Here is a 14,076-nt window from a genome sequence, read left to right as displayed (position 1 = left end):
AACCCTAGCCCAGCCGTCAGGCCGCCGACAGGGTTCTGACGGCGGTTCCGACCTCGGTTCTAAGGGCGGTTCCGACCGTCCAGATGTGCAGTGATCAGCCGCACCACGGCCTCGACCTGGTCCGCCACGTAGAAGTGCCCGCCCGGGAAGACCCGCAGGTCGAAGCCGCCGGTGGTGTGCCGCTCCCACTGGCCGACCTGCTCGACCGTCGCGTTGCCGTCGCTCTCCCCCACCAGACCGGTGATCGGCTGCGACACGACGGCGTCCCGGGCCGCGCGGTAGGTCTCGATCGCGGTGTAGTCGGCCCGCAGCGACGGAACGACCAGCTCACGGAACGCCGGAATGGTGAGGATCCGCTCGTCCGTCCCGCCGAGCCGCACGATCTCGCGGAGCATGCCGTCGTCCGACAGCTTGTGCACCTCGGTGTCCCGGGGCAGCGAGGGCGCGCGACCCGCCGACACGAACAGCCGCTCGGGCCCGGCCAGGCCGTCCCGGGCGAAGCACCGGGCCACCTCGAAGGCGACGGCCGCGCCCATGCTGTGCCCGAAGAGGACGAACGGCCGGTCCGCCCAGTCCCGCAACTCCCGGTAGACCTGCGCGGCGAGCTCCGGCACCGAGTCGATCGGGGGTTCCGCGAAGCGGTTCTGCCGCCCCGGATACTGGACGGCGAGCACATCGGCGTACGGCGCGAGCGCGTTGGCGTGGTCCAGGTAGTAGCTGGCCGAGCCACCGGCATGCGGGAAGATCACGACCCGGGCGGGCGCGGAGTCGGACGGGTTGAACCGGCGGAACCACGGGTTGTCGACGACGGCGCTGCTGGGCATGCGGGGTGTGGCCTCTCTCCGTGACGGACTCTGCTCGCCCCAGTCTCGCAGTGCACTCGCGGCGGCGGGGCCGATTACGGTGTGTTACCCGGATCACCTCCTCAGGTCACACCCGCCCGTCACCCGCCCTCAGCCCTCGTCCTCGGCCCTCCTCCTCAGTTCTCCTCCTCAGTCCTCCTCGGAGTCGTCCACCGTGCCCGCCCAGGGGTCGACGGCCGGGTCCGGTTCGGTCACCCAGCCGGCCGCCAGGACCAGCCCGGAGAGGCGGTGGACGGCGAGGAACCCGAAGGGGCGGGCGAAGCTCACCTCGGCGAGCCGCTGAAGGTACGGCGGCTGCCGGTAGGCACCTGCGGCACTCCCGGCCGCGACACTCAAGGCCGTCACCGAGGAAGCCCGGAACCCGCGGCGGCCGAAGGTCGCGGCGGCCCGCTGCCGGGCGCTGTTCAGGAACAGCGGTTCGCCGTCCTCTCCGTCCGAGAGCCCGGGCAACCGGTCCTCGGTGTCGGAGCCGGTGGCCATCGTCCTCAGGCCGAAGAGCCGACGGTGCGCCAGCAGATCGTGGTCCGCCTCGACGGTGAACTTCGGGACGTTCACGGCCAGGACGTCCCGCGGCTCTTGGCGCCGCAGCCATTCGACCGTTAACCCCGGGCCGGGGGTACCGACGGGCATCCGGTTCACGGTGGTCCGGCGGTGCCGCTGCGACAGCGCCCCGATCCCGGCAGCCAGCACCCGGCCGGGCGCGGCGTCGGGCTCGCCCAGCAGCAGGTGAACGCTGATGTCCCCGTACCCGTGCACCTGTAGCTCGGTGACCGGACCGGTCGGGGTCTCCAGGACGGCGGCCCGGTCCAGCATCGACGTTGCGCGGGACAGGTAGTGGACAGGCTCCCCCCAGCCTTCCTGCTCACCCCCGCGCGGCCCGCCGAAGTCCCTGAACGGCCGGATCCAGTCGGTCCGAACGGTGAGCGCGGCAGCCAGCACCAGGTGGGTGGCCGGGTCCAACTCGACCGGCATCTCGTCGATCAGGCCGTCGGTCTCCCGCATCGCCCAGGCGTCCAGCACCTTGCGGTCCTGCTCGGCATCGCCGGTCAGTCGCCCGACCACGTTCGCCGGCAGCCCCGCCCGCCACTCCGGGTGCAACCGCAGCCGGTCATGGGTCCAGAGCCCCAGCGCGGTCCGGACCGCCGGAATCCCCCGCAGCAGGTCCAACATCTCACGGGCACGCTCCGCGGCGGCCATCGGCGGCAACCCGAGCGCCTCCACCATCTCACCCTGGACGGGAACACTCCCGGCCGGCGCCAGCAATCCGAGCAGCGGCCACACCCCGGCCGGCATCAGCACCGTCCCGCCCCGCAGGTCGACCTGCTCCAGCCAGCGCTCACCCAACCCGTTGGCTGCCCGTACGGCCTCGGCCCTGCTCATGCGCTCCCCCATGCTCGGTCCTTCAGCGCGCCGAGCGTAGGGCCGAGCCGCTACCCGCGGCGAACGGTTTTCCCGCTCATCCCTGACGGCGGGACAGGTACCCCACCCGGGTCAGTTCGTGGACCCGCACGACGCGGCCGTTACCCGGGACGGTCGTCTCGCGTTCGGGCCGCAGGCCGAGTTTGGCCATGACGCGCTCGGAGGCGGAGTTGCCGACCTGGGCGATGCTGATGATCCGCTCCAGGCCGCGCCCTTCGAACCCGAATCGCAGCACCGCCGTCGCCGCCTCGGTGGCAATGCCCCGACCCCAGAACGGTCGGCCGAGCCGCCAGCCGATCTCGACGGCGGGCAGCACCTCGGGAAGGAAGGACGGAACGGCCAGGCCCGTGAACCCGACGAGTTCACCGCTCGCCCGCAGCTCCACCGCGAACAGGCCGAAGCCCTCGGCCTCCCAGTTCCTCTCAAACCGCTCGATCGCCAGACGGGTCTCCTCCAAGCTGAGGACCCGCCCGTCACGGATCCACCGCATCACGTCGGGGTCCGCATTCACCGCGGCCATCGCCGGCACATCGCTCTCGCGCCAGCGACGCAGGACGAGACGGGAGGTATCGATCGTCACCATCCGTCCATCCTCCTCTTCCGCCACCGCGATTCAAGCCCGCTACTCAAGCCCGCTCGAACCGAACCGCCTCCGCCCGCGAACGGGAGACCCCATCGAGCAGCAGCACCGACACCGCCTCCGGCGTCGGCATCGACCCGCCCACCGCGAACGCCGCCAACAGCCGCCCCAAACCCCGACGGTGCCGGGCGAACACCCGGGCCGAGGCATGCCGCCCACGCGTCCGCTGCCCGTCGAGCGCGGTGTCCGCGCCGACATCCAACAACACCAGATGCAGCTCACGCCCCTGCCGCCCGGCCTCCCGCGCGAGCCACCGCCGCATCCACGCCCGGCTACCGCAGTCGTGCACCAACAACGGCCCACCCCGCCGCACCGACCTGCGCAACAACCGGAAGTGCTCCGCCCGCGCCCACGGCCGGTACACCCCGTACGGCAACCACCCGGGCATCACCGCCTCACAGGCCTCATGCACCCCCCGAGGATCCACCGCCCGCACCACACCTCCGGCCCAGCGCCGCAGCAAGGTGCTCTTCCCAGCCCCCGGCAACCCCGACACCACCACCACGGCATCAGCCGGATACGCCACCACGAACCCCGCCCCACCCACCCCCCGCAGGTCCACCACCCCCCACGGCGCCACCACCCCATCCACCGTGCCGCCCACCACTCCCCCGTCCGTATCCGACTCGGAACCCTAACAACACCCTTCCGAACCGCTGGAAGCGCGCGCTTGGAAAGCATGTTGGGGGTAGCCCCTCACGAGTTCGAATCTCGTGTCCTCCGCAGCTGGGAGCTGTCCGGGCGATCACGTGTGGAGCCAGACGGCGAGGACTGCTGCGGTGATGGTGCCGAAGTGGACCTTCCGGCTCGGCATCAGTCAGAGCGCCCCAGCCCACGCCCGGACCAACGAGCAGGGCAGGCGATAGTCACATGACCGGGCGGACAAGTAGGCGGTCCGCTGTCGAACCCAGCTGGGGCGCGGCGCCGGCCGGCGCGGCGACGCCGTCGGTGACGGCAAGGGCCGCGGCCCCGGCAGCCACGGCCATCTTCCACTTCCCGGCGGGCCTCTGACTGGTTGCCATCCTTGGTACTCCTCGTTCCCGTATGTCGACAGGCACGCGGGCGCGCCCCCGCGCCCGCCACCGGGGAACACCCGGCGCCGTCGACTCTCGTCGACCCGCCGCCCGGCGCGCATCAGTCATTTGACTGCAGGACTCGTGCCCGTCTGCGTCCTCGGTCATCGGCCCGTCCCGGCCGCGCGGTAGACAACCAGCTGACCGGGCGCGCCGACATGGCCGGCAAGTAGTACCTGCTCGACCTCAGCACCGCCGGGTACCCCGTCATCCCCACCGTCGACCGGGTCGAGGACTTCGCGCGGCTGCCCGTCGTGCCCGAGTACGCCGTCAAGCCGAACGAGCTCAAGCACTACGTCTGCCTCGGCACCGTCACCGCAGCAGCCTCGGTTCAGCGCCAAAGCAAGCGCTCTGACGCAATAGCACCTCGCTCTCTTGCCGATGTACTGGCACCCTCGCCATCAACGACAGCGGAGAAGCTGGTCTCAGTTCTGGTCTCGCCACCCTCGTCCGGCCGGGTCCAGCCGCCACCCCAGGGCTACTGCTCCGTTACCGATGTGACCGCGAACGACCGTATGGCACTCGCGGTGTCGGCACCCACTAGGCTGACGCACCGTCAGAGAGGAGGGTGGGCATGACAGAGGTAGGTCCGACGTACACCGGGCTGGTGCTGGACGGGCTGGCGCGGGAGCCGGGGCGGGTGGCACTGCGGTGCGGGGGCGAGGTGCTGACCGGGCAGGACTGCCTGGACACGGTGTTCCGGACGGCCCGCGCGCTGGAGCGGGCGGGGTTAGGGCGCGGGGACGGGGTGACGGTGCTGGCCGGGAACCGGCCGGAGGCGCTGTTGGTGCGGCTGGCCGCGAACCTGATCGGGTGCCGGGTGGCGATGCCGTACCCGGACGGCCCGGTCGCCGAGCTGGTGGCGCTGGCGGAGTTCGTCGAGACGACGGCGCTGGTGTTCGACCCGTCGGCCTGCTCCGCCGCGGCCGGCGCGATCGCGCGGGCGCTTCCGTCCGCCGGCGTGTTCGCCCTCGGCCCGACGGCGCTCGGCGTGGACCTGCCGGAGCTCGCCGCGGCCTGCTCCCCGGCGCCGTCGGAGCCCCGCTACCGGCCCGAGGACGTGATGGCCGTGCGGTTCACCAGTGGCACCACGGGGCGGCCGAAGGGCGTGCTGCGCCGCTTCGCGCGCCCGCCGCGGCCCGCGCTGCTGTCCGGGGCGTCCTTCCTGCTCTGCACTCCGCTCTGCCACGGCGGCGGTACGACGGCGGACTTCGCGCTGGCGGCCGGTGGCACGGTGGTGTTGCAGGAGGGCTTCGACGCCGCCGAGGTGCTGGCGGCCATCGAGCGGTACCGGGTGTCCCGGGTGTACCTGCCACCGCACCTGCTCTACGCGCTGCTGGACCACCCGCTGCTGGCCGCGACCGACACCGGCAGTCTGCGCCGGGTCGGCTACACCGGCTGCCCGCCCTCGCCGCGGCGGCTGGCGGAGGCGACCCGGCGGCTGGGCCGGGTGCTGCACCAGACCTACAGCCTGACGGAGTGCGGTCCGGTCTCCCGGCTGAGCCCGGACGAGCACCTCGCGCCGCGGCTGCTGACCACCGCCGGGCGTCCCTACCCGGACACCGAGGTGCGGGTCTTGGACGAGGAGGGCGCGCCGCTGCCTCCTGGCCGGACCGGGGAGATCTGCGTGCGCTCCCCGACCGCGATGGCCGGCTACTGGCGCGCCCCGGAGCTGACCGAGCGGGCGCTGCGGGACGGCTGGCTGCACACCGGTGACCTGGGCAGTCTGGACGCTGCCGGCTATCTGACGGTGGCCGGGCGGCGGGACCCGATGGCGATCGTCGAGGGGCACAATGTGTTCCCCCTGGAGGTCGAGGAAACCCTGCGGATGCATCCGGACGTCCGCGAGGCGGTGATGTTCGCGACCGCCGACCCAGACCGCCTGGAGCGGGTGCACGCCGCAGTGGCCCTCGCCCCGGGCGCGCGGGTGACGGCGGAGCAACTGCGCCGCTGGGTGGGTGAGCGCGGGGACCCCCGGTGCGCTCCGGACGCCGTCCTGCTCCTTCCGGCGATCCCGCTGAACGGCCTGGGCAAGCCGGACCTGCCCACGCTCCGCGCCTTGGCGGTCGAACGGACCGAACAGCCCGGACGGCCCGTACAGCCCGGACGCCCGGTCAGCGCCACAGGGGCGCGCGAGGGGGTGTGACGCGCCCAGCCTGCGCTTCGAGCGCCCGCGCGGGCGACCTCTCGCGCGGCGGTCGGCGGGAAGAACCGACCGTGGGCACTCGACCGTGCGGGCCGAACTGCCGATACACCCCCGGCGGCGTTCCCTCGCGCCGTCTCCAGGAGGAACTTCCTTGACCTGGCTACGCGTCCTCACCGCACTGGGCATCCTCGCCGCGGCGGTCAGTGCCGTGCTCGTCTTCGCCCTCTGCACCTCCACCTCCCGAGGGGATCGCGATACCGGGGCCGCGCCGCCCGACCTCCGGAGGGACGCCGAGGGCAGCGGCCTCTTCCAGCGGACGGGCGGTGACTGCTGAGGCCGGGTCAGTGACCGGCGAGGTCGTCCGGCCGGACCTCGATGTGATCGGCCGCGAGGTCGACCGCCACCCGGTGCTCCATCCCGAGCGCCTCCAGGAACTTGACCGGCAGCTGGACCCGCCCGGTACGGTCCAGCATCACGTACTCGCGTTCGTTGATCGACTCCTCGCCGTGCTCGTCCGTCACGGTGCGACGCAGCACCTCGCTGCTGGTCCGCCCGTCCCGGATGGCGACCGTGCGGCGCACCTCGCCCGCGACCATCGGGTCGTGGGTGACGATGACGACCGTGGCGCCGAGTTCCCGGTTGACGGTGCGGAAGGTCTCGAAGATCACCGAGCCGGTCTCGGAGTCCAGCTCACCGGTCGGCTCGTCGGCGAGCAGCACCGGCGGGTCGTTGGCCATCGCCACCGCGATCGCGACCCGCTGTTGCTGGCCGCCGGACAGCTCGTCCGGGCGCCGATGGGCGAGGTCCCCGATCTCCAGCGCCTCCATCAACTCGGCTACCCGGACGGCCTGTTTCTTCGCTCCCCCAGCTCCGGAGCGGCGGCCGCGCAGCTGCATCGGCAGGGCGATGTTCTCGGCGGCGGTCAGGAACGGCAGCAGGTTGCGGGCGGTCTGCTGCCAGATGAAGCCGACCACCTCCCGCCGGTAGCGCAGCCGCTCCTTGGTGGACATCTCCAGCAGGTCGCAGCCGGCCACGGTGGCGGTGCCGGCCGTCGGCACGTCCAGCCCGGCGAGGATGGTGAGCAGGGTGGACTTGCCGCTGCCGGAGGCGCCGACCAGGGCCACCAGGTCCCCCTGCTGGATGGTCAATTCCAGGCCCTGCAGCGCCTGGACCTCGACCCCGTCGGCGCTGAAGATCCGTACCAGCCGGTCGCAGACGATGGCCGCGCCCGCTCCGTACGCCGTGGGCGAGGCGGCGGCGAGCGCCCGCTGCCGGAGCTCTTGCAGGCTGGGGGTCTCGACGGCCGGCCGCTCCTGGGCGCTGCTGTTCACCGCTGGTCTCCTGTCTCGACGGTCTGACTGTTCCCGGTTGTCTGCCGACTCGCGGTGGTCTCCACTGGCACGGCCCGTGCCGCTGGTCCCGGCGTCATGACTGCTCCCCCGCCCGCAGTTCGGTGGCGATCTGGCGCCGACCGGCGACCAGCGTCTCCAGCACCACCCCGAGGCCGATCAGCACGCCCAGGCCCACCGTGGGCAGCAGCACCGGCATCAGTGTGGGGCTGATGGCGTCCCCGACCCTGGCCCCGACCAGCGTCGAGATGTCGAAGGCACCGCCCAGCAGTCCGACCGCCGTCACCGCGACCAGACCACCGCCGACGGCCGCCGCCAGGGTCTGCGGCAGCGCCTCGGCGACGATCAGCGCCAGCCCCTGCCGGGGCCGCAGGCCCATGGTGCGCAGCCGGGCGAGCACAGCCGTACGGTCGGGCGCGGCCCGGAACAGCGTCAGCAGGACGGCGAGCAGGGCGAACCCGGCGCCGGCGGCGGCCGCGTACCAGAACAGCCGCCCGGCGGCGTGCTGCAGCGGGTCGTCGGCGAGTTGGTCGGCCAGTTCCCGGCTGCTGTGCACCGTGTACCCCGCGGGCAGTCCGTGACTGACCTTGCCGGCGGCCGCGGCATCGTCCGCGACCAGCTTGGACAGGCCGGTCGGCTGGGTCACGCCGTTGTCCCGCAGCGTCGACCTGACCTGCTCCGGGTCCGGGTCACCGACGGCGAACCACTTGTTCATCCGCTTGGGCTCCGGCAGCCGCTCCCAGGCGGGACCGGCGGGTACCACGACGAACGGCTTGCCCGGGTCCGGGACGGCCGGGCTGGCGGTGACGATCCCGGCGACGGTGGTGCGCAGGCCGTTCCCGTTGGGCGTGCGGACCTCGGGCGTACCGGCGGCCAGGCGCTTGGCCAGGTCGCGGCTGAACAGCGCGGGAAGCGGGGCGTCCGGGCCACCGGGGGCGGCGGAGAGCTTCGCCGGATCGAACTCGCCGACCCCGAGCGTCCGGGCGATCTCGGCATACGCGGTCGGCTCGACGGCCACCAGGATGGCCTCCGTGTAGTCCCCGTCGGCGCCGACGAAGCGGGCCTTGGGCTCGACCCAGGCCCCGGTCGACGCCCGGACACCCGGCAGGGCTCCGGCCGTCTTGGTGAACGACTCGGACAGGCTGCCGTAGTCCGGGAGGGAGACCGCGATGTCCCCGCCCGTCGTGATGCGCGCGGCGCGGGTCCGGACGTGGTCGACGGTGTCGAGCACGGTGGAGCCGAACCCGGTCGTGGTGACGGCGATCAGCAGGGCGAGCAGCGGCAGTGCGGAGGGGCGACGGCGGCCCGAGGTGTCGCGGGCTGCCCGGGCCAGGCCGAGGAAGCCGATCAGGCCCCGGCCGCGACCGGCGAGTGCGGCCAGCCAACCGACCACGAGCGGCTCGATCCGGGCCAGCAACAGCCCACCGGTGACGGCGAGCAACAGCGGGGCGGCGACCAACAGCGGATCCAGCCCCCCGTCGGAGTGGCCGACACCGCGCCGGCGGACCTCGGCCACGGCCGCGGCGGTGACGGCCAGGACGGCCAGCTCGCCCACCGCCCGGCGCCAGCCCCCGGGTGCCCGGCGGCGGGACCACAGCAGGGCGGCGCGAGCCGGGAAGGCCAGCAGGGCCAGCAGGGTCGCGGCGAGGGCCGCCAGTACCGCGTAGCCCCACCGGGGGGTGGGCAGCAGCACCAGGGCGAGGGCCGTGCCGAGCACCGCGGCGGGCAGCACGGTTGCCGCGCCCTCGCCGAGCAGGCGCAGCAGCACCCCGGCGCGGGAGCCGCCGCGGGCCCGCAGCAGCCGGATCTCGGCGGTGCGCCGGTCGGTCGCGAGGGCGGCGGCCAGACACAGCACCACGGTGGCGACTCCGGCGACACCGACCGGGCCGATCGTGCTCAGCGGCAGCGAGGCCTGGTAGCGGGCGTCCGCCCGGGTGAGGATGTCCGGCAGGTTCGAGGTGGTGTGCAGGTCGGCGCGCCCGGTCGTGGAGGCCAGGGCCGTGGCTCCGGACCCGGTCAGGAACGAGCTGACGATGCCGCGGGTCCGGCCGAGCTGGTCGGCGCGCAGGGAGGCGGGGTCGACGGGCAGCCGCCAGAAGTTCTCGCCGCCCGAGCCCCAGTGGGCCATCGCGGGCAGGCTGCCGCCGTCGACGAAACCGCTGGTCTCCCAGTGCTCGTGCTGGGGAGTCGGCATCAGGCAGGCGCGGGCCGGGCAACCGAGGTCGTCCCAGAACGGGTCCTGGGGCCCGTTGACCTGGTAGAGGCCGACCACCACGGTGTTCCGCTTGGTACCCGGCCCCTCGGTGCCGTTGTCGAGGATGTCGCCGACTTTGATGTGGATGGTCTCGGCGGCCTTCTTGCTCACGACGATCGGCAGCGGGCCGTCGCCGGTGGCGGGGGTCGGCCACGTTCCGTCGGTGAGGGTGGCCCGGTCCGCCAGGTCGTGCAGGTAGAGCAGGGTGAGGATGGGCGGGTCGCCGTCGGCGAGCCGGGCGTATCCGGGATTGAACATTCCGCGCGGATTCAGGGCACGGGTGCCGTTGGCCGCGCCCGCCGGGGCCAACGTCAGCTCCCGGCCGACCTTCGCGGTGAGCGTCTGCTGCACGGCGTCGAGGTCCGCGGCGGTATCGACGGCACGGGTCTTGGAGGTGCTCTGCAGGCTGGTCGGGTTGAGGCCCTTCTGGCGTACGAAGTCCTGGAGCGCGGCGTCCGCGCCCCGGTCGGCGACGCGGGGGAGGGCCGCGGCCAGGAAGACGGTGACGAGGGCGAGGGCCGCCATGAGCACGGCGGCCAGCGGCATGGCGCGCAGCCTGGTGCGGACCCACGGCGCCGGACGGTGGACGGGTGTGGGGGTGGGCGCGGTGGTGGGCGCGGTGGTCCCGGCCTTGGTGGTCACATCTCCTCCACGTGGCGCAGCCGGGCGGCCACGTCTCGACGGCGGCGTCCGATGAGGAAGGCCGACAGCAGCGGGACGACGGCGATCGCGGCCGCGAACAGTAGGGCCTGGCCGACCGGCAGCTCGATCAGGGCCTCGGGCACCGGTCGGCGGGCGGCGGGTGTCAGGACCACGAACGGCACGATCAGATGGACGAGCAGGGTGCCGAGGGCCAGGCCGACGGCTCCGCCGAGCCCGACCAGCAGCGCCTGTTCGGCGGTGATGGTGCGGGTGACCTGCTTGCGGCGTGCGCCGAGGGCGAGCAGCAGGGCGGAGTCCCGCGCGCGCTCGTGGGCGGAACCGGCCACGGCGGCGACGAAGCCGATCGCGGCGAGCACGGCGGCGGCGACGGCGACGGCCATCAGTGCGTTCTGCGGGGCGGCGCCCACCGGGTCGCCGAGCAGACCCTCGGAGACCTCGTCGTAGAGCTGGACGTCCTGGGAGCCGGGGGCGGCCCGCAGGGCGGCTGCGGCCCGGGCCGGGGTTCGGTCGCCCGGCCCGGTGGCGGGCAGCCACCATTCGGCGCGGCTGGGCAGGGAGCGGCCCTGGGCGGCCAACAGGCGCGCGGTGGTGGCGAGGTCGATGACGAGCGCGCTGTGGCCTGCCACCGGCACGGCCTCGACCACTCCGGTGATCTTGACCTGGAGGACGGTCCCGGCGAACGGCACCTGCACGGTGTCACCGGCCGAAGCGCCGACCAGCTTGAGGTAGTCGCGGGTGGCGACGCCGGAGACGACCGTCGGCGCGGTCGCCCCGGCCGGGCTGAGGACGGTGCGGTAGGCGTCTCCGGTGCCGTTGGCGAAGCGGTAGTCGACGGTGAACAGCCGGTCGGCGTCCGCCGGTTCGGGCCGGACGGTGACGAGCGGCCCGGTCTTGGCCTGGATCGCCGGGGCGTCGGCCACGGCGCCCGTCCAGGAGAGGCCGGTCGGCAGCGGGACCTCGGTTGCGGGTCCGTCGGCGGTGTCCGAGACGGCCAGCCGGCGGACGGTGACCTCGCCGTCGGCCCGGTCGCTGAAGGACACCGTCGCCCCGACCACGGTCAGCGGCGCTGCGGCGGAGCCCAACGGGGCGTCGACCAGCACGCTCAGCGGAGCCGAGGCGCGCAGCTCGCCGCTGATCGGCAGGCCGGCGAACGGAACCTTGTGGACGTAGCCGAAGCGGTCCCGCAGCAGGAGCGTCACCTCCGGGGGGTACGGGGACACCGGGTACCTGGCGCCGGACAGCGTGATCGTTCCGTGGAAGTCCTGGCGGATCGACAGGTCGGCGTCGATCCGCAGCGGACGGCCGGGCAGCGGGAGCCCGCCCTGGGGCCCGGTGGGAACGGGCTGGGCGAGCGGGCGGAACAGTTCGTCTGCGGTGTGCCCGCCGAGCAGGTCGCCGCGGAGCGGGACGCGATCGGTGAGGGCGGCGGTGTCCACGGCGAGCACCTGGCCGGTACCGGTGGGCAGCGGCTGCTCCTCGCGGGCCACCGGGATCAGCCGGTCGCCGCCGGGCAGGGCCCCGAACCGACCGCCCTGCCCCATCAGGGAGCTGTGCGAGGCGGAGATCCGTAGTCCGCCGCCCGTGGCGAAGGCGGCCTGGTCACGCTGGGAGGCGGTCCAGGTGGCGTGCTGGCCGATGGCGAGCACCCCGGTGGCCACGGCCAGCACGAGCAGCAGTACCGGGCCGGTGGCGCGGGCGGGTTGACGGGCCAGCTGCCAGCCGACCAGTGCCGGGCCGAGGCCTCTGCCGCGGGCGGCCGCCCGGGCGCCCAGCCTGGCGGCGAGCGGCAGCAGGCGCAGCACCACCAGGGTGCCCGCGCACAGGGCCAAGGTGGGGGTGGCGACCAGCAGCAGGTCGACGCCGAGTCGGCCGGAGGAGTCGGCGGACAGCCCCCCGCCGTACTGGTCGAGCTGCTGGTAGGCGAGCACGGCCAGGGCCAGCACGGCGAGGTCGCCGCCGTTGCGGGCGATGCCGGAGACCAGGGCCTGGCGGCGGCCGCCGCGCAGGCGCAGGGCGGCACCGGCACCGCGCAGCAGGCTCGGGGCGGTGGCCAGCAGGATGCAAGCGAGGGCGCAGAGCACGGCCACCGGCCAGAGCGTCCAGCCGATGGCGGTGTCCAGGACCACCTGGTGGGAGCGCCCGAGACCGGCCAGGACGCGGACCAGGAAGGGGGTGAGCAGGGGCGCGAACGCCGCCGCCGGGATGGCGAGCAGCACCAGCTCCAGGGCGGTGAAGCCGCCGAGCCGGATGCCGGAGGCGCCGCGGGCGGCGAGCAGCTCGTTCTCCCGCTCCTGGCGGGCTGAGATCAGCCGGACGACCAGCAGCAGGGCCGCCGTCGCGAGGACGGCGAGTTGGAGGGCGCCGATCAGCAAGGTGGACCGGGCGACCATCAGGCTGGCCGACAACTCGCTCATGACGTCCGGAAGTTCCGTCACGGCAGCGAGTGACGCGGCCTTCCGCAGGTCCTCGCCCAGGCCCTTGGCGCGGTCGCCGATGGCCTCGGCCGTGTCCTGGTCGACGCCCGCGAAGTCGGCGTCGAGCAGCCAGCCTCGGCTGCTCTGCGGCAGGCCGCCCGCGGTGAAGACGCTCTGGTCGACCATCATCGGGCCGAAGGTGGTGAACCCGCCGACCTCGACCTCGTGGCCGCCGATCGGGTCGATCCGCCAGTACGGGCCGAACGGGTCGGCGGCCCGATAGGCGCCGGTGACCCGGACGGTCAGCGGCTTGCCGTCGAGCCGGTCGGTGAGCTGGACATCGGCGGGCAGCGCCTGTTCGCCGATGCCCAGCCGGGTCAGCATGCTCTGCGGCACGGCGACCTGCGGGGCGGTGGACTGGACCGGCCCGGCGGCGACTCCCGGCCAGGCGCCGGCGACCAGGCGGGTCCGGCCGCGGTCGACGTCGGCGAGGACCGTCAGGTCGACCTTCGCCTTGGCCGGCTGGTCGGCTGACGCCGCGTCACCGGTCGCACCCGCCGCACCCGCTGTGGCGCCGGTGCCCGGCAGTCCGTAGGAGCGACTGCGCAGCAGGCTGTCGGTGCGCACGGGCAGACTGCCCAAGAGCTTCTGCCGATAGGCGGCGAGCGCCTCCTCATCCTTGGTCCGCTGGTCCAGCCCGTGTTCGGCGGTCACCACCACCGTGGTCCGGGCATGGCCGGGGCCTTGGAGCGCCTGCCGCAGGCCGGCCTGACCGACACCGCTGTTGAAGGTCACCAAGGCGGTCAGGACCGCCGTGGTGATCAGCACCGTCAGCAGGACGGCAGCAGCCAGCGGCAGTCGCCCGCGCAGTCTGCGCACGACGAAGCCGAGCATTAAATTCCTCCCCCGGTCGCGTCCCCGGTCGCACCCCGGCCCCACCCATCGGTCCGATCCGGGCACAAAACGGCCACAGATGGACGTCCCACAGGCACACCGGTGCAGTGATCACCGGCAAGCGGTCACCGGATAGCGGACGATGCTGTCAGATTCGATCCGGGAACGGAAGGGACTTGCGCGAATCAAGTAAGTAATGAGCAAATTCCTTGCATTGGTAGCATCCCCGCCGCGGGCAAGCCGCCAAAATGCCATGCACACTTCACAGCTTCGGCCTCACCGCACTCCTTTGACCAGGAAACTTCTCTTTCTCGAATTTCTGCTCGGGATCGTGAACCCGCGAAACCATCGCATCCGTTAA

At 73.4% G+C, this 14,076-nt stretch carries 10 protein-coding genes; 2 read left to right on the top strand and 8 right to left on the bottom strand.

Features of this window, described 5'->3' with window-relative positions; genetic code table 11:
- Nucleotides 1-59: 59 nt before the first annotated feature.
- From ACZ3UD_RS13965 to ACZ3UD_RS13945, 5 genes are all read right to left on the bottom strand, one after another.
- On the bottom strand, nt 60-824 hold the full coding sequence (locus tag ACZ3UD_RS13965) for a thioesterase II family protein (RefSeq protein ID WP_465586062.1): 765 nt from the start codon (nt 822-824) through the stop codon (nt 60-62).
- 168 nt (nt 825-992) lie between these two features.
- Nucleotides 993-2,255 carry a serpin family protein gene (locus ACZ3UD_RS13960; RefSeq protein ID WP_465586060.1) on the bottom strand — a complete coding sequence of 421 codons (1,263 nt, stop codon included), beginning with the start codon at nt 2,253-2,255 and terminating at the stop codon, nt 993-995.
- A gap of 64 nt (nt 2,256-2,319) precedes the next feature.
- Nucleotides 2,320-2,865, bottom strand: a complete 546-nt coding sequence (locus tag ACZ3UD_RS13955) for a GNAT family N-acetyltransferase (protein ID WP_465586320.1) — start codon at nt 2,863-2,865, stop codon at nt 2,320-2,322.
- A 43-nt stretch (nt 2,866-2,908) separates the two neighbouring features.
- Nucleotides 2,909-3,529 carry an AAA family ATPase gene (locus tag ACZ3UD_RS13950; RefSeq protein ID WP_465586058.1) on the bottom strand — a complete coding sequence of 207 codons (621 nt, stop codon included), beginning with the start codon at nt 3,527-3,529 and terminating at the stop codon, nt 2,909-2,911.
- 259 nt (nt 3,530-3,788) lie between these two features.
- Nucleotides 3,789-3,944 carry a hypothetical protein gene (locus ACZ3UD_RS13945; protein ID WP_465586056.1) on the bottom strand — a complete coding sequence of 52 codons (156 nt, stop codon included), beginning with the start codon at nt 3,942-3,944 and terminating at the stop codon, nt 3,789-3,791.
- A gap of 625 nt (nt 3,945-4,569) precedes the next feature.
- Here ACZ3UD_RS13945 and ACZ3UD_RS13940 point away from each other — a divergent pair.
- Together ACZ3UD_RS13940 and ACZ3UD_RS13935 are read left to right on the top strand one after the other, a co-directional pair.
- Nucleotides 4,570-6,141: an AMP-binding protein gene (locus ACZ3UD_RS13940; protein WP_465586054.1), complete on the top strand. Its 1,572-nt coding sequence runs from the start codon at nt 4,570-4,572 to the stop codon at nt 6,139-6,141.
- A 151-nt stretch (nt 6,142-6,292) separates the two neighbouring features.
- Nucleotides 6,293-6,475 (top strand): hypothetical protein, encoded by a 183-nt coding sequence (locus tag ACZ3UD_RS13935; RefSeq protein WP_465586052.1) that lies wholly within the window; start codon nt 6,293-6,295, stop codon nt 6,473-6,475.
- A 7-nt stretch (nt 6,476-6,482) separates the two neighbouring features.
- Here ACZ3UD_RS13935 and ACZ3UD_RS13930 read toward each other — a convergent pair whose 3' ends face one another.
- The 3 genes from ACZ3UD_RS13930 to ACZ3UD_RS13920 all read right to left on the bottom strand — a co-directional run bounded on the left by ACZ3UD_RS13930 (nt 6,483) and on the right by ACZ3UD_RS13920 (nt 13,715).
- On the bottom strand, nt 6,483-7,472 hold the full coding sequence (locus ACZ3UD_RS13930) for an ABC transporter ATP-binding protein (protein WP_465586050.1): 990 nt from the start codon (nt 7,470-7,472) through the stop codon (nt 6,483-6,485).
- Between the two features lie 94 nt (nt 7,473-7,566).
- Nucleotides 7,567-10,386 carry an ABC transporter permease family protein gene (locus tag ACZ3UD_RS13925; protein ID WP_465586048.1) on the bottom strand — a complete coding sequence of 940 codons (2,820 nt, stop codon included), beginning with the start codon at nt 10,384-10,386 and terminating at the stop codon, nt 7,567-7,569.
- The gene (locus tag ACZ3UD_RS13920; RefSeq protein ID WP_465586046.1) at nt 10,383-13,715 is read right to left on the bottom strand and encodes an ABC transporter permease; all 3,333 of its coding nucleotides are present in this window, start codon (nt 13,713-13,715) and stop codon (nt 10,383-10,385) included. Before ACZ3UD_RS13920 ends, ACZ3UD_RS13925 begins: the two co-directional genes overlap by 4 nt.
- Nucleotides 13,716-14,076 lie beyond the last annotated feature (361 nt).

It is taken from the genome of Kitasatospora sp. NPDC023118, assembly GCF_055560875.1.
Note: the sequence above shows the minus strand (reverse complement) of the source record. Positions and strands in the feature narration are given on the sequence as shown.